Raw genomic sequence first — 15424 nt, 5'->3', positions numbered from 1 at the left:
ATCAGGTATTGGCCTCCAGCCAGCCTTGCAGCAACAGGGCGGCGGCGATGGCATCGACCGGGTTGTCGCGGTAGCTGCCGCGCTGGCCGCCACGGGCCATGCGCTCGCCCTTGGCCTCGAAGGTGGTCAGGCGTTCGTCGTGGGTGTGCACGGGCAGGTTGAAGCGGCCGTTCAGGCGGCGGGCGAACTTTTCTGCGCGGGCGCTCATTTCGCTGGGGGTGCCGTCCATGTTCAGCGGCAGGCCGACGACGATGGCGTCGGGCTTCCATTCGGCAATCAGCTTTTCCACCTGGGCCCAGTCCGGCACGCCGTTCTGTGCCTTCAGGGTGCAAAGCTCGCGGGCCTGGCCGGTGACCACCTGGCCGACGGCTACGCCGATCTGTTTGCTGCCGTAGTCGAAGCCCAGCAGCAGACGCAGTTCAGGGTGCAGTTCGGCCATCAGGCGTGGCCCGCCTGGCTGGTCAGCAGGTTCAGGTTGATCCCCAGGCTGGCAGCGGCGGCTTCCAGGCGCAGGTCGCTGGTCAGGCCGAAGATGATTTCCGGGTCGAACGGGCAGTTGAGCCAGGCGTTGTCGGCAAGCTCCGCTTCCAGTTGGCCCGCTTCCCAGCCGGCATAACCCAGGGTGATCAGGCTCTGTTTCGGGCCTACCCCGGCGGCGATGGCAAGCAATATATCCTGCGAGGTGGTCAGCGACAGCCCCTCCAGCGCCACGGTGGCCTGGAAACTGCATTCGCTGCTGTGCAGCACGAAGCCACGGTCGGTCTGTACCGGGCCACCTTGGTAGATCGGCACCTGCAAGGTGCTGGCCGGTGGCATTTCGTCCGGGCGCAGCTGCTCGAGGATGTCGGCCAGGTTCAGCTCCTGCGGCCGGTTGACCACCAGGCCCATGGCGCCATGGGCGTTGTGCTCGACGATGTACGTGAGGGTCTGGGCGAAGTTCGGATCGGCCATGTGCGGCATGGCGATCAGGAACTGATGCTTGAGGTAGCTCGGCGTGAGGGTTTTCATGGGGGATAGTGTGGCGCCAGGTGGCGAGGCTGACAAGGTGCGTAACGAGGCTTGCGCGTTCCCTGTGGGAGCGGGTTTACCCGCGAATGCGCCAGATCAGGCAATGATGTCGCTTAGTCGGAAGCTTTCGCGGGTAAACCCGCTCCCACAGGGACCGCGTAATGCCGCAGGTCAGTTACTGGACAAACGGTCCCCACGGGCAAATCGCCAGGTGCGGATGATCTCCAGCCGGTCAAACTCGGCCAGGTCCCCGGTAAACGGCGCAAACGGCGCCGCCAGCCGCACGATGCGCTGCGCCGCCTGGTCCAGCACCGGTTGCCCGGACGACTCCAGCACCAGCACCTCGTACAGCGAACCATCGCGGTTGATCGACACCATCATGCGCAGGTTGCCGTAGATCTGTTGCCGGCGCGCTTCGTCGGGGTAGTTCAGGTTGCCCACCCGCTCGACCTTCTTGCGCCACTCTTCCTTGTACCAGGCACCCTTGTCGCGCATGGTCGAGGCAGCATTGAGCCGATGGATGCGCGGGCGCTTGGCGTACATCTGCTGTTCGTTGGACAGCTCCGCCTCCAGGCTGGCGATCTGGCTGGACAACTGCGAGCTGTCGAAGTCCGGTGCCGGGGCTGCCGGCTTGGGCTGCGGCTTGCTTTCCCTGGGCTTGGGCTCGACCTTCTGTGGCTTGGGCGCCGTGGTCACTACCGCCGACTTCTGCGGGACAGGGGGCGGTACCACCTCGGGCTTCGCGGCGGGTGGCGGGGTGATCTTGTTGATCTTGCTGTCCTGGAACGGTGCCAGTTCGGTGGTCTTGGGCACCGCTTTCTTGTCCAGGGTGCCGCTGCCCTGCTGGTTGTCCTGGGCCTGGAAATCGGCCTTCTCCGGCGGTTTCTCGCTCTTGAAGGTGGCCAGGGTGATGTCCATGGTGTGGCGGATTTCGGCAGGCTTGACCACGCTGAAGCCGACGCCGAGGATCAGCGCCAGGTGCACCAGGGCAGCCAGGAACAGGGTAAAGCCGAGCCGGTCCACCGGGCGAACACGGGGGGGCAGCAGGTCGGCGGGGATGTCAGCGGGCAGCGTCATCAGGTTTCCAGCAACCGCAGGGCGGGGTAGCAGGCCAGGCCAAAAGGACCCGCATCATACCCCACTCTGGGTTGTTGCCGTGCGTCGGCGGTCAGCGCGCCTTCAGCTGGCGATCAATGGCATCCATCAATTGCCCGCCGATATCGGTGTTGTAGGCGGCATCGATCTCGCGGATGCAGGTGGGGCTGGTGACGTTGATTTCGGTGAGGTAGTCGCCGATCACGTCCAGGCCTACGAACATCAGGCCCTTCTCGCGCAGTGTCGGGCCGACCTGGGCGGCGATCCAGCGGTCGCGGTCGGTCAGCGGGCGTGCTTCGCCACGGCCGCCGGCGGCCAGGTTGCCACGGGTCTCGCCGCTGGCCGGGATACGCGCCAGGCAGTAGTCCACCGGCTCGCCGTCGATCATCAGGATGCGCTTGTCGCCGTCGACGATCTGCGGCAGGTATTCCTGCGCCATGATCTGCTGGTTGCCGTGCTGGGTCAGGGTTTCCAGGATCACCGACAGGTTCGGGTCGTCCTTGCGGTGGCGGAACACCGAGGCGCCGCCCATGCCGTCCAGCGGCTTGAGGATCACGTCACCACGGCTGTTGGCGAACTCGCGCAGGATGTCGACACGGCGGCTGACCAGGGTCGGCGCCATGCACTGCGGGAACTGGGTGGCGAACAGTTTTTCGTTGCAGTCGCGCAGGCTCTGCGGGCGGTTGACCACCAGCACGCCTTCGCGCTCGGCCTGCTCCAGCAGGTAGGTGCTGTAGACGAACTCCATGTCGAAGGGCGGGTCCTTGCGCATCAGGATCACGTCCAGCTCGGCCAGCGCGCTGTCCTGCTCGTCGCCCAGCTCGAACCAGCGGGCCGGGTCGGCGAACACTTTCAGCGGGCGCATTTGCGCACGCGCCTGGCCGGCGCCCAGGTACATATCGCGCTGTTCCATGTAGAACAGGCTCCAGCCGCGTGCCTGGGCGGCCAGCAGCATGGCCAGCGAGCTGTCCTTCTTGTAGGAGATGGACGCGATGGGGTCCATGACAATGCCGAGGCGAACGCTCATGGGGTGGTTCCTCTTGGCGGCGCGTGGCCGCGATGGATCGAAAGAAAAGTGGCTCAGGGTGGCGCCGTGAACGCCGCCGGTCAAGGGGCGCCGCAGATGGAACGGCCACCCGGAGTGTGCTAAAAATGCCAGTCATAGTGCTGAATGACAGGCCCATGGGGGCTGCTGCGCAGCCCTATCGCGACGCAAGGCCGCTCCTACAGGAGATTGCGGTCCCTTGTAGGAGCGGCCTTGCGTCGCGATAGGGGCGCGAAGCGGCCCCAGGAATTCGGCATAAGCAGCGACGGTAGCCCAAGTGATGGAACAACCCCTGAAGGTGATGGTGATCGACGATTCGCGCACGATCCGCCGCACCGCGCAGATGTTGCTCGGTGAAGCGGGCTGCGAGGTGATCACCGCCAGCGATGGCTTCGATGCCCTGGCCAAGATCGTCGACCACCAGCCCAGCATCATCTTCGTCGATGTGTTGATGCCGCGCCTGGACGGCTACCAGACCTGCGCGGTGATCAAGCACAACAGTGCCTTCAAGGACACCCCGGTCATTCTGCTGTCGTCACGTGACGGCCTGTTCGACAAGGCCCGCGGCCGGGTGGTCGGCTCCGACCAGTTCCTGACCAAACCGTTCAGCAAGGAAGAACTGCTCGACGCGATCCGCGCCCACGTGCCCGGTTTTGCCGCAGCCCAACAACACGCACCCTGACCGCGCCCCGCCATGGCACGGTCTTTCTTTCCTGATGGGGAACCAGCATGGCCCGAGTTCTGATTGTCGACGACTCGCCGACAGAGATGTACCGATTGACCGAATGGCTGGAAAAGCACGGCTACCAGGTGCTCAAGGCCAACAACGGTGCCGATGGCGTGGCCCTGGCCCGGCAGGACAAGCCCGACGCGGTGCTGATGGACATCGTCATGCCCGGCATGAACGGCTTCCAGGCCACCCGCCAGCTCAGCAAGGACCCGGAAACCAGCGCCATCCCGGTGATCGTGGTCACCACCAAGGACCAGGAAACCGACCGTATCTGGGCCACGCGCCAGGGCGCTCGTGACTTCCTGACCAAACCGGTGGAAGAGGACGCGCTGATCGCCAAGCTCAAAGAAGTGCTGGGGGCTTGACCACCCGCCCGCAGGGCGCGTCGCTGACCGCCTTCGAGTTGTTGCTGGACATCGACCGGCGCTGCCGCCTGCTGGTCGCCGACCAGCCGCCGCAGGACAACCGCCTGCAACAGTGGAGCGGCATTGGCTTTCGTATTGCCGGGCAATGGTTCGTCGCGCCCATGGGCGAGGTGGCCGAGGTGCTGCGCGAACCGCGCAGCAGCCGCGTCCCCGGTGTGCAGCCGTGGGTGTGCGGGGTAGCCAACCTGCGCGGCCGGCTGTTGCCGGTGATGGACCTGAGCAGCTTCTTCGGCTTGGGCCACGCCGCCCCGGGCAAGCAGCGGCGGGTGCTGGTGCTGGACCACGAGGACCTGTTCGTCGGCCTGCTGGTGGACGAGGTGCTGGGCCTGCAGCACTTTGCCCTGGACAGCCTGCAACTGTCGCCACCACAGCCCCTGATCCGCGCCGCTGCGCGTTTCGTGCAGGGGCACTTCCCGCGTGAACGCAACTGGGCGATCTTCAGCCCCTTCGCCCTGGCCCAGGCGCCGGGCTTTCTCGATGTGGCGTTATAGGACCTGCGAACGTGAACAAGCCTGCCACCCCCGTCACCACCGTGACCCCACGTACCCGCAGCATCGCGCAGATCACCGTGCTGTTCCTGATCCTGATCCTGTCGATCATCCTGCTGTTCGCCAACTTTGCCTACCTGAACACCCAGTCCAACTACGACAAGCAGTACATCGGCCACGCCGGCGAACTGCGGGTGCTGTCGCAGCGCATCGCCAAGAACGCCACCGAAGCCGCCACCGGCAAGGCCCTGGCCTTCAAGCTGCTGTCGGACGCGCGCAACGATTTCGAACGGCGCTGGGGCTACCTGCGTGAAGGTGACAAGTCCACCGGCCTGCCACCCGCGCCGCCCATGGTGCGGGACGAGATGGAAGCGGTACGCCGCGACTGGGAAAACCTGCGCAAGAACACCGATACCATCCTGGCCAGCGAGCAGACCGTGCTGTCGCTGCACCAGGTGGCGGCGACCCTGGCCGAGACCGTGCCGCAGTTGCAGGTGGAATACGAGAAAGTGGTCGAGATCCTGCTGCAGAGCGGCGCTCCGGCCAGCCAGGTGGCGGTGGCCCAGCGCCAGTTGCTGCTGGCCGAACGCATCCTCGGCTCGGTCAACACTGTGCTGGCCGGTGACGACACCGCGGCCCAGGCGGCGGATGCCTTTGGCCGTGATGCCGGGCGCTTCGGCCAGGTGCTGGAGGGCATGCTCAGTGGCAGCGCGGCGATCCAGGTGACCCGTGTCGAGGACGCCGACGCCCGTGCGCGCCTGGCTGAAATTGCCGAGCTGTTCCAGTTCGTTGCCGGCTCGGTGGATGAAATCCTCGAAACCTCACCAGAACTGTTCCGCGTACGCGAGGCTGCCGGCAACATCTTCAGCCTGTCGCAAACCCTGCTCGACGAGGCCTCGCACCTGGCCAACGGTTTCGAGAACCTGGCCGGCGGGCGCACCCTCGACACTGTCGGCGGCTATGTCCTGGGCCTGCTGGCGTTGGCTTCGATCATCCTCATCGGCCTGGTCATGGTGCGCACCACCAACCGGCAGCTGCGCGAGACGGCGGAAAAGAACGAACGCAACCAGCAGGCGATCATGCGCCTGCTCGACGAAATCGAAGAGCTGGCTGACGGCGACCTGACCGTGACCGTATCGGTGACCGAAGACTTCACCGGCGCCATTGCCGATTCGATCAACTATTCCGTGGACCAATTGCGCGACCTGGTCGCCACCATCAACCACAGCGCCGTGCAGGTCGCTGCCGCCGTGCAGGACACACAGAACACCGCACGCCAGCTGGCCAAGGCCTCTGAACACCAGGCCGAGCAGATCAGCGAGGCATCCGAGGCGGTCGGCGACATGGTCGAGTCGATCGACCGGGTTTCGGCACATGCCTACGAGTCGGCCAAGGTTGCCGAGCGCTCGGTGGCGATCGCCAACAAGGGCAACGAGGTGGTGCACAACACCATCAACGGCATGGACAACATTCGCGAGCAGATCCAGGACACCGCCAAACGGATCAAACGCCTCGGTGAGTCTTCCCAGGAAATTGGCGATATCGTCAGCCTGATCGACGACATTGCCGACCAGACCAACATCCTCGCCCTCAACGCGGCGATTCAGGCCTCGCTTGCCGGCGAGGCCGGCCGTGGGTTCGCCGTGGTCGCCGACGAAGTGCAGCGCCTGGCCGAGCGCTCGTCGTCGGCTACCCGGCAGATCGAGGCGCTGGTGCGCACCATCCAGGCCGACACCAACGAGGCGGTGATCTCCATGGAGCAGACCACCGCCGAAGTGGTGCGCGGTGCCCGCCTGGCCCAGGATGCCGGGGTGGCACTGGCCGAGATCGAAGGCGTATCGCAGAACCTCGCCGACCTTATCCACAGCATCTCCGATGCCGCCCAGCTGCAGACTTCGTCTGCCGGGCAGATCTCCCACACCATGGCAGTTATCCAGCAGATTACCGCGCAGACGTCCGCCGGCTCCGGCGCCACCGCCGACAGCATCCGCCACCTGGCACGCATGGCCAGCGAGATGCGCCGTTCGGTGTCCGGGTTCACCCTGCCGCCACCAGCAGAGCCCAAGTGAATAGCCCTACTGATGAGCTCTACTGAAAAGCCGCGCCGAGGAGTGCCCATGGCTGTAGCTGCAGTAAGCCCCGAGCGCCACGACACAGTGGCGCTGGCCTGGACCAAGGCCGCCATCCTCGACTGCCTGGGCCAGGCGCGCCAGGCGCTGGAGCGCTTTGCCGGCGAGCCTGGCGACCTGTCGATGCTGGCATTCGTGGTCGACAACCTGCACCAGGTGCACGGCTGCCTGCGCATGCTCGAACTGCGCGGCGCCACGCGCCTGGCTGAAGAACTGGAGCTGTTCGCCAGGGCCCTGGCCGATGGCCAGGTCAGCCCCCGCGGTGATTGCCTGGGCGCGTTGTTCCGCGGCCTGGAGCAATTGCCGTCGTATCTGGAGCGCCTGCGCGGCGCCCGCCACGACCTGCCACTGGTGATGCTGCCGCTGCTCAACCAGCTGCGTGCCTGCCGTGGCGAGGAGCCGTTGGCCCAGGCCAGCCTGATCAGCGGCGCCACCCAACGCTTTGCCGGTGCCGACGACCTGGCCAACCTCGACCTGTCGCTGGGCAACTGGCGCGAGCAGCTGCAGGCCGGGCCGGGCCGCGATGCCCTGCGCTCGGTGGTGACCGCGCTGTGCGACGACCTGATGCGCATCAAGGAGCGCCTGGACCAGTTCGTGCGTGGCGACCGCCAGCACAGCGAGCAGCTCGATGCCCTGCTGGCACCGCTGCGCCACGTGGCCGACACCCTGGCGGTGCTTGGCTTCCAACAGCCACGCCGGGTGATCATCGACCAGGTGCTGGCGTTGCAGGCCCTGGCCCAGGGCGAGCGGGCGGTGGACGACGCGGTGTTGATGGATGTAGCGGGGGCCCTGCTGTACGTGGAGGCCACGCTCAATGGCATGGTCGGCCCGCTGGAGGAAAACGGCCAGGGCGGCCTGCCGGGCTCGGACCTGGCCGAGATCCGCCAACTGGTGTTGAACGAGTCGCTGAACGTGCTGCAGCAGGCCAAGGACCTGATCGGCGATTGCCTGGAGTCCGGCTGGCCGCGGCAACGCCTGCAACCCTTGCCAGGGCTGTTGCAGCAGATTCGCGGTGCGCTGGCGATGTTGATGCTGCCGGCCGTGGCCGAGCTGTTTGCCGGTTGCGCCAGCTATGTACAGCGCTGGCTGCAGCACCTGGACGTGGAGCCGCCAGCCGATGAGCTGACGCACCTGGCCGAGGCCCTGAGCGCCGCCGAATGCTACCTGCAATGGCGGGTGGCGGACCCATTGGCGGATGGCCAGCCCTTCATCGACATGGCGCGCGCCAGCCTGGCGACGCTGGGTGTGCACTGCGCGCTGGTCGAGGCCACCGCGGGCCACGATGGCAGCGCTGATGGCATCGATGACGAGTTGCGTGAAGTGTTTCTCGACGAGGCTGGTGAGCTGCTGCCGGAAATCGAGCGCCACTGGCTGCGCTGGCGTGCCGACAACCAGCAGCGCGAGGCACTGGGAGAAGTGCGCCGCGCCTTGCATACGCTCAAGGGCAGCGGCCGCATGGTACATGCCGAGGCGGTGGCCGAGCTGGCCTGGGGCGCCGAGCACCTGCTGAACCGGGTGCTCGAGGGCCGTAGCGTGCTCAGCCCGGAAGGCGTGGTGGCCCTGCAGCAGGCATTCGTCTACCTGCCCGACCTGCTGGCCGACTTTGCCGCCGGCCAGCTGCCACAACTGACGGAAATCGAGCAGTTGGCCGGGCACCTACATGCCCTGGCCGAAAACGATGCCCCGGTGGCGGCCGACATCGACGGTCTCGACCCGCAATTGCTCGACATCTTCCGCAGCGAGGCGCAGGGCCACCTGGCCAGCCTGGATGCTTTCCTGCAGGGCGCCGACGGCCACGATACGCAGGTCAGCGATGGCCTGCAGCGCGCCCTGCATACGCTCAAGGGCAGTGCCGCCATGGCCGGGGTGATGCCGGTCGCCGAACTGGCCACCGCCTTCGACCGCCTGGCTCGTGAATACAAGGGCCACCAACTGCCCCTGCAAATGGCCGAGATCGAATGGCTGGAAGCTGCTCGCTCGCTGTTCCATCTGGGCCTGGCGCAACTCGACAGCACGCCGCTGGCGGCCATCCCCGGTGCCGCGGAGCTGATCGAGCAGGTCGGCCAGGCGGTGGACGCGCACCTGGTCAGCTTGCATGACGACCCGCAGCATGCGCGGCGCAGCAAGCGCGACCCGCAGTTGATTGCCAGTTTCCTGGCCCAGGCCATGGATATCCTGCTGGATGCCGAGTCGTTGCTGTCGCGCTGGCAGGAGCAGCCCGGCCAGCGCGATGCGCTGGACGCCCTGCTTGACGAACTGACCACCCTGGGCCACGCCGCGCACTTGGCCGACCTGTGGCAGATGGATGATGTGTGCGAGGCCTTGCTCGACCTGTACGGCGCCGTGGAGGAGGGCAGCCTGCCCGCCGATGCGCGCTTCTTCGCCCACGTGCAGCGGGCCCATGAAGCCCTGCTGGACATGCTCGACGAAGTGGCGGCCGGGCAGGACATCCCGCCAAGGCCGGAGCTGGTCGACAGCCTGCGCAACCTGCTGGGCCAGGCCCTGGCACCGGAGGCCACTGGCCTGGTAGGCATCGACACGGTCACGCCGCTGCACCCGGACATGGACCTGGCCGATACCCTTGGCCTGGGGCCGGCGCAGCACCCTTTGCTGCCGGCTGTGGCCGAGCCGCTGGTCGAAGAGCCGGAAAGCCCAGGCGAAGAGCTGCTGGAAGTCTTCCTCGAAGAAAGCTCGGACATCGTCGAGAGTGCCGCCGCAGCCCTGGCGCGCTGGCAGGCCGACCCGCGCAACAGCGTCGAGGTGGACAACCTGATGCGCGACCTGCACACCCTGAAGGGCGTGGCGCGCATGGTCGAAATCGCGCCAATCGGCGACCTGGCCCACGAGCTGGAGTTCCTCTACGAACTGCTGGCCGCTGGCCGTATGCCGCCGAGCGCGCCACTGTTCGCCTTGCTGCAGAACTGCCATGACCGCCTGGCGCACATGCTCGATGCCGTGCGCCTGGGGCAGCCGTTGCATGCCGCCACTGCGCTGATCGACTACATCCGCAACTTCAGCTTCTCGGCCCTGGCCGACAGCGCCGCTGGCCAGGGGCCTGTCGAGGCCGCGACCAGTGAGGCGCCGGCGGCGGCGCCGGAGCGGGCGCCGGGCGACATGGTCAAGGTCGATGCCGAGTTGCTCGACGAGCTGGGCAACCTGGCCGGTGAGCACTCGATCATCCGTGGGCGCATCGAGCAGCAGGTAAACGATGCGCAGTTCACCCTCAACGAGATGGAAACCACCCTCGAACGCATGCGCGACCAGTTGCTGCGCCTGGATATCGAGACCCAAGGGCGGATGTCCAGCCGGCAGCAGTTCGAAGGCGATGCCTATGACGACTTCGACCCGCTGGAAATGGACCGCCACTCGCAACTGCAGCAGCTGTCGCGGGCCCTGTTCGAGTCTGCCTCGGACTTGCTCGACCTCAAGGAAACCCTGGCACAGCGCGCCCAGGAGGCCTACAGCCTGCTGCAGCAGCAGGCGCGGGTGAACAGCCAGTTGCAGGAAGGCCTGACCGCGACCCTGATGGTGCCCTTCGAGCGCCTGGTGCCACGCTTGCAGCGCGTGGTACGGCAGGTGGCCAGCGAATTGGGCAAGCAGGTGGAGCTGGTGGTGGGCAATGCCGAGGGCGAACTGGACCGCAGCGTGCTTGAACGTATGGTGGCGCCGCTGGAGCATATGCTGCGCAACGCCGTCGACCATGGCCTGGAAAGCCGCGAAATGCGCCTGGCCGCCGGCAAGCCGGAGCAGGGCACCATTCACCTGAATCTGCTGCACGAAGGCGCGGACATCGTCATCGAAATGACCGACGACGGTGCCGGCGTGCCACTGGAAGCGGTGCGCCGCAAGGCCATCAAGCGCGGCCTGCTGGACCCGCAGGCGCAGTTGAGCGATCACGAGATCCTCCAGTTCATCCTGCGCCCGGGCTTTTCCACTGCCGAGAAGATCACCCAGATTTCCGGGCGTGGCCTGGGCATGGACGTGGTACACGAAGAGGTCAAGCAACTGGGTGGCTCGATGAGTATCGAGTCGGCCCAGGGCAAGGGCGCGCGCTTCCTGATCCGCCTGCCGTTCACCGTGTCGGTCAACCGTGCGCTGATGGTGCACCTGGGCGAAGAGCAGTACGCCATTCCGCTGAACACCATCGAGGGCATCGTTCGCGTGCCGCCGGCCGAACTGGCGGCGTGCTACCAGCTGGACGCCCCGCGTTATGTGTACGCCGGCCACGAATACGAGCTGCGCTACCTAGGTGAGCTGCTGCAGGGCATGCCACGCCCGGCATTGCTCGGGCAGAGCGTGCCGCTGCCGGTGCTGCTGGTGCATTCCCAGGAGCAGTCGTTCGCCATCCAGGCCGACAGCCTGTCGCCCAGCCGCGAGATCGTGGTGAAGAGCCTGGGGCCGCAGTTTGCCGCGGTTGCCGGGTTGTCGGGGGCAACGCTGTTGGGCGATGGGCGGGTGGTACTGATTCTCGACCTGCTGGGCCAGTTGCGTGGCCAGCAGCGGCGCCTGGCGCGCCTACCGGGTGGCGGTGCGGCCCGGCGCCAGGTGTTCGGCCCGGCGCCACGGCGGGCGTTGCTGGTAATGGTGGTGGACGATTCGGTGACCGTGCGCAAGGTCACCAGCCGCCTGCTGGAGCGCCACGGCATGAGTGTGCTGACGGCCAAGGACGGGGTCGATGCGATGGCCCTGCTGGAAGAACACCGCCCCGATGTGTTGCTGCTGGACATCGAGATGCCGCGCATGGACGGCTTCGAGGTGGCCACACGTATCCGCCGTGACGAGCGGCTGAAAGACTTGCCGATCATCATGATCACCTCGCGCACCGGGCAGAAGCACCGCGACCGTGCCATGGCCATCGGCGTCAACGAATACCTGGGCAAGCCGTACCAGGAGTCGGTCCTGTTGCAGAGCATTGCCCATTGGAGCCAGCCCCATGCTTGAACTGATCGCCGGCCAGCGCAGCAGCCTGACCGGGCTTTTGCTGCCGTTGGGTGACCGTACCCTGGTGTTGCCCAACGTGGCGGTTGCCGAACTGAGTGGCCAGCGCAATCTGGTGTGCCAACGCGGCGAGCCGGCCTGGCACCTGGGCTGGATCGACTGGCGCCAGCAGCGCCTGCCGCTGATCGGCTTCGAAGCCGCGTGCGGTGGTGAGACACCCTGCGGCGAGCGGGCACGCGTGGTGGTGCTCAATGCCCTGGGTGATACCGGCCTGCGTTACCTGGCGTTGTTGCTGCAGGACATACCGCGCTCGTGCAAGCTCGACAGCCAGCTGAACTACGTGGACGTGGCGCTGGGTCGCCTGGAGCTGGCGGCGGTGCAGGTGGGTGAGCAGGTGGCACGGGTACCGGACCTGGCTGCGCTGGAACGGCTGGTGCGTGACGCGGAACTGCAACCTGAGCTTGGGTAGGATGCAAGGCACAGGGCCTCTTCGCGGGTAAACCCGCGAAGAGGCCGGAACAGAAGGAAGCAGGAACCCAGCCCACCTCAGGAGGTCTGTGTTTGCATGTACTACGGTGAACGCTTCAACGCCTGGACCCACCTGGTCGGTGCCGTCCTGGCCTGTATCGGTGCCATCTGGCTGATCGTGGTCGCGGGCCTGCAGGGCGACCCGTGGAAGATCGTCAGTTTCTCCATCTACGGCAGCACCTTGCTGTTGCTGTACAGCATTTCTACCCTGTACCACAGCACTCGCGGGCGGGCGAAGGTGATCATGCGCAAGCTCGATCACCTGTCGATCTACCTGCTGATCGCCGGCAGCTACACGCCGTTTTGCCTGGTCAGCCTGCGCGGCCCCTGGGGCTGGAGCCTGTTCGGGGTGGTCTGGGGGCTGGCGGTGATCGGCATGCTGCAGGAGATCAAGCCGCGCTCCGAGGCGCGCATCCTGTCGATCATCATCTATGCGGTGATGGGCTGGATCGTGCTGGTGGCGGTCAAGCCATTGCTGCACTCGCTCGGCAGCGCCGGCTTTGCCTGGCTGGCCGCCGGCGGGGTGTTCTACACCGTCGGCATCATCTTCTTCGCCTTCGACAGCCGCTTCCGCCACTGGCATGGCATCTGGCACCTGTTCGTGATCGCCGGCAGCCTCATGCACTTCGTGGCGGTGTCGTTCTACGTGCGCTAGTTAAAAGTCGCCCCACAGTTGCTGTGCCACCGACAGTGCCACCACCGGTGCGGTTTCGGTGCGCAGCACGCGTGGGCCCAGGCGTGCGGCGTGGAAACCGGCAGCCTTGGCCTGGTCGACCTCCGCCTCGCTCAGGCCGCCTTCGGGGCCGATCAGGAAGGCCAGGGTGGCCGGCTTGGCGTGGCTGGTGAGTGGTTCGGCCACCGGGTGCAGGACCAGTTTCAGCTCGGCCTTGGCACTGTTCAGCCACTCGGCCAGGGTCACTGGCGGGTGGATGACCGGCAAGGTCGAGCGGCCGCATTGTTCGCAGGCGCTGATGGCCACCTGGCGCCAGTGGGCCAGGCGCTTGTCGGCGCGTTCGTCCTTCAGCCGCACTTCGCAGCGTTCGCTGACGATCGGGGTGATTTCGTTGGCGCCCAGTTCGGTGGCTTTCTGGATTGCCCAGTCCATGCGCTCGCCACGGGACAGGCCTTGGCCGAGGTGCACGTGCAGTGGTGAATCGGCTTGGCCGGCGAGGGCCTGGTCGAGGCTGACGCGCACGGTTTTCTTGCCCACTTCGAGCAACTGGCCGCGGTATTCCTGGCCACTGCCGTCGAACAGCTGCACGGCGTCGCCGGGGGCCATGCGCAGTACGCGGCCGATGTAGTGGGCCTGGGCTTCGGGCAGGTCATGCTCGCCAAGGCTCAGGGGGGCGTCGATGAAAAAGCGGGACAGTCTCATGGTTGAGCTCAAGCTAAAGGGAGAAGGTGGTCCCTGTGGGAGCGGGTTCACCCGCGAATGCGGCGGTGACTCCACTATTGCATTCGCGGGTGAACCCGCTCCCACAGAGTACGCGGCGGGCTTCCGGGCTTAGCCCGGGTCGCGGAAGTCGGGGTGGAAGTTGGCCGGTACGGCCACGCTGACGCTATCGCGGGTGGCAATGTCGATGCCTTCGCTGGCCACTTCTGCCAGGAAGTCGATCTGCTCTGGCGTAATCACATACGGCGGCAGGAAGTACACCACGCTGCCCAGCGGGCGCAGCAGGGCGCCACGCGTCAGGGCGTGCTCGAACACTTTCAGGCCACGACGCTCCTGCCACGGGTAGGCAACCTTGCCGGCCTTGTCCTGGACCATTTCGATGGCCAGGGCCATGCCGGTCTGGCGAATCTCGGCCACATGCGCGTGGTCGGCCAGGTGCGCGGTGGCGCTGGCCATGCGGGTGGCAAGGGCCTTGTTGGCCTCGATCACGTTGTCCTGCTCGAAGATGTCCAGGGTCGCCAGCGCCGCGGCGCAGGCCAGCGGGTTGCCGGTGTAGCTGTGCGAGTGGAGGAACGCGCGCAGGGTCGGGTAGTCGTCGTAGAACGCCTGGTACACCTTGTCGGTGGTCAGGCAGGCGGCCAGCGGCAGGTAACCGCCGGTCAGGGCCTTGGACAGGCACAGGAAGTCCGGGCGAATGCCGGCCTGTTCACAGGCGAACATGGTGCCGGTGCGGCCGAAGCCCACGGCGATCTCGTCGTGGATCAGGTGCACGTCGTAGCGGTCGCAGGCCTCGCGCAGCAGCTTGAGGTACACCGGGTGGTACATGCGCATGCCGCCGGCACCCTGGATCAGCGGTTCGACGATCACCGCGCTGATCGAGGCGTGGTGCTCGGCCAGGGTCTGTTCCATGGCCTGGAACATGGTGCGCGAGTGCTCTTCCCAGCTCGTGCCCTCGGGGCGCAGGTAGCAGTCGGGGCTGGGCACCTTGAGGGTGTCGAGCAGCAGCGCCTTGTAGGTTTCGGTAAACAGCGGCACATCACCGACCGACATGGCGGCGATGGTTTCGCCGTGGTAGCTGTTGGTCAGGGTGACGAAGCGCTTCTTGCCCGGTTTGCCGACGTTCTGCCAGTAGTGGAAGCTCATCTTCAGCGCCACTTCGATGCACGACGAACCGTTGTCGGCATAGAACACCCGGTCAAGGCCGGCGGGGGTCATGGCTACAAGGCGCTCGGACAGCTCGATCACCGGCTGGTGGCTGAAACCGGCCAGGATCACGTGCTCCAGCTGGTCGACCTGGTCTTTGATGCGCTGGTTGATACGCGGGTTGGCGTGGCCAAACACATTGACCCACCAGCTGCTCACCGCATCCAGGTAGCGCTTGCCTTCGAAGTCTTCCAGCCACACGCCTTCGCCGCGCCTGATCGGGATCAGCGGCAGCTGCTCGTGGTCTTTCATCTGGGTGCAGGGGTGCCACAGGACCTTGAGGTCGCGTTGCATCCACTGATCATTGAGGCCCATGGGCACTTCTCCTGGCTTTGCGGCTTGGTTCGACCGCGTAAGCCTAAGCAATGCCGCAAGGCAGGACAACCGCCGCTTCTCATCGGCTTGCCAGCTGAGCTTGCCACCGCGTGGAATCGCTGCAGGC

At 66.2% G+C, this 15424-nt stretch carries 13 protein-coding genes; 7 read left to right on the top strand and 6 right to left on the bottom strand.

Annotated features, from left to right (window positions below; all coding sequences use genetic code 11):
• Position 1: 1 nt before the first annotated feature.
• From ruvX to gshB, 4 genes are all read right to left on the bottom strand, one after another.
• Positions 2 to 439, bottom strand: a complete 438-nt coding sequence (ruvX, locus tag C163_RS23985; protein ID WP_013974530.1) for a Holliday junction resolvase RuvX — start codon at positions 437 to 439, stop codon at positions 2 to 4.
• The gene (locus C163_RS23980; RefSeq protein ID WP_015272081.1) at positions 439 to 1008 is read right to left on the bottom strand and encodes a YqgE/AlgH family protein; all 570 of its coding nucleotides are present in this window, start codon (positions 1006 to 1008) and stop codon (positions 439 to 441) included. Before C163_RS23980 ends, ruvX begins: the two co-directional genes overlap by 1 nt.
• A gap of 171 nt (positions 1009 to 1179) precedes the next feature.
• A complete protein-coding gene (locus tag C163_RS23975) occupies positions 1180 to 2085 on the bottom strand; it encodes an energy transducer TonB (protein WP_013974528.1) in 906 nt (301 codons plus the stop codon).
• A gap of 91 nt (positions 2086 to 2176) precedes the next feature.
• Positions 2177 to 3130 (bottom strand): glutathione synthase, encoded by a 954-nt coding sequence (gene gshB / locus C163_RS23970; protein WP_025340907.1) that lies wholly within the window; start codon positions 3128 to 3130, stop codon positions 2177 to 2179.
• Positions 3131 to 3428: 298 nt separating this feature from the next.
• Between gshB and C163_RS23965 the strand changes: the two genes are divergently transcribed.
• The 7 genes from C163_RS23965 to C163_RS23935 all read left to right on the top strand — a co-directional run bounded on the left by C163_RS23965 (position 3429) and on the right by C163_RS23935 (position 13041).
• A complete protein-coding gene (locus tag C163_RS23965) occupies positions 3429 to 3830 on the top strand; it encodes a PleD family two-component system response regulator (RefSeq protein WP_003257770.1) in 402 nt (133 codons plus the stop codon).
• 47 nt (positions 3831 to 3877) lie between these two features.
• On the top strand, positions 3878 to 4243 hold the full coding sequence (gene pilH / locus C163_RS23960; RefSeq protein ID WP_025340906.1) for a twitching motility response regulator PilH: 366 nt from the start codon (positions 3878 to 3880) through the stop codon (positions 4241 to 4243).
• A complete protein-coding gene (locus C163_RS23955; protein ID WP_025340905.1) occupies positions 4240 to 4794 on the top strand; it encodes a chemotaxis protein CheW in 555 nt (184 codons plus the stop codon). The genes pilH and C163_RS23955 overlap by 4 nt, the downstream gene beginning before the upstream one ends.
• Positions 4795 to 4805: 11 nt before the next feature.
• A complete protein-coding gene (locus C163_RS23950) occupies positions 4806 to 6860 on the top strand; it encodes a methyl-accepting chemotaxis protein (protein WP_025340904.1) in 2055 nt (684 codons plus the stop codon).
• A 48-nt stretch (positions 6861 to 6908) separates the two neighbouring features.
• Positions 6909 to 11861 (top strand): Hpt domain-containing protein, encoded by a 4953-nt coding sequence (locus C163_RS23945; RefSeq protein WP_025340903.1) that lies wholly within the window; start codon positions 6909 to 6911, stop codon positions 11859 to 11861.
• Positions 11854 to 12327 carry a chemotaxis protein CheW gene (locus C163_RS23940; RefSeq protein ID WP_025340902.1) on the top strand — a complete coding sequence of 158 codons (474 nt, stop codon included), beginning with the start codon at positions 11854 to 11856 and terminating at the stop codon, positions 12325 to 12327. Before C163_RS23945 ends, C163_RS23940 begins: the two co-directional genes overlap by 8 nt.
• Before the next feature lie 96 nt (positions 12328 to 12423).
• Positions 12424 to 13041, top strand: a complete 618-nt coding sequence (locus tag C163_RS23935) for a hemolysin III family protein (RefSeq protein ID WP_013974522.1) — start codon at positions 12424 to 12426, stop codon at positions 13039 to 13041.
• On the opposite strand, the gene C163_RS23930 is transcribed toward C163_RS23935, so the two are convergent.
• Positions 13042 to 13761, bottom strand: a complete 720-nt coding sequence (locus tag C163_RS23930) for a 16S rRNA (uracil(1498)-N(3))-methyltransferase (RefSeq protein WP_025340901.1) — start codon at positions 13759 to 13761, stop codon at positions 13042 to 13044.
• A gap of 129 nt (positions 13762 to 13890) precedes the next feature.
• Positions 13891 to 15297, bottom strand: a complete 1407-nt coding sequence (locus tag C163_RS23925; RefSeq protein ID WP_025340900.1) for an adenosylmethionine--8-amino-7-oxononanoate transaminase — start codon at positions 15295 to 15297, stop codon at positions 13891 to 13893.
• Positions 15298 to 15424: the final 127 nt, after the last annotated feature.

This window comes from Pseudomonas sp. FGI182 (genome assembly GCF_000511325.1).
Taxonomy (GTDB): Bacteria; Pseudomonadota; Gammaproteobacteria; order Pseudomonadales; family Pseudomonadaceae; genus Aquipseudomonas; species Aquipseudomonas putida_Z.
Note: the sequence above shows the minus strand (reverse complement) of the source record. Positions and strands in the feature narration are given on the sequence as shown.

Coding starts and splice junctions, on each gene's coding strand:
- pilH (WP_025340906.1), top strand. CDS start 3,878: ATGGCCCGAGTTCTGATTGTCGACGACTCGCCGACAGAGATGTACCGA.
- C163_RS23940 (WP_025340902.1), top strand. CDS start 11,854: ATGCTTGAACTGATCGCCGGCCAGCGCAGCAGCCTGACCGGGCTTTTG.
- C163_RS23980 (WP_015272081.1), bottom strand. CDS start 1,008: ATGAAAACCCTCACGCCGAGCTACCTCAAGCATCAGTTCCTGATCGCC.
- C163_RS23965 (WP_003257770.1), top strand. CDS start 3,429: ATGGAACAACCCCTGAAGGTGATGGTGATCGACGATTCGCGCACGATC.
- C163_RS23930 (WP_025340901.1), bottom strand. CDS start 13,761: ATGAGACTGTCCCGCTTTTTCATCGACGCCCCCCTGAGCCTTGGCGAG.
- gshB (WP_025340907.1), bottom strand. CDS start 3,130: ATGAGCGTTCGCCTCGGCATTGTCATGGACCCCATCGCGTCCATCTCC.
- C163_RS23945 (WP_025340903.1), top strand. CDS start 6,909: ATGGCTGTAGCTGCAGTAAGCCCCGAGCGCCACGACACAGTGGCGCTG.
- ruvX (WP_013974530.1), bottom strand. CDS start 439: ATGGCCGAACTGCACCCTGAACTGCGTCTGCTGCTGGGCTTCGACTAC.
- C163_RS23935 (WP_013974522.1), top strand. CDS start 12,424: ATGTACTACGGTGAACGCTTCAACGCCTGGACCCACCTGGTCGGTGCC.
- C163_RS23975 (WP_013974528.1), bottom strand. CDS start 2,085: ATGACGCTGCCCGCTGACATCCCCGCCGACCTGCTGCCCCCCCGTGTT.
- C163_RS23925 (WP_025340900.1), bottom strand. CDS start 15,297: ATGGGCCTCAATGATCAGTGGATGCAACGCGACCTCAAGGTCCTGTGG.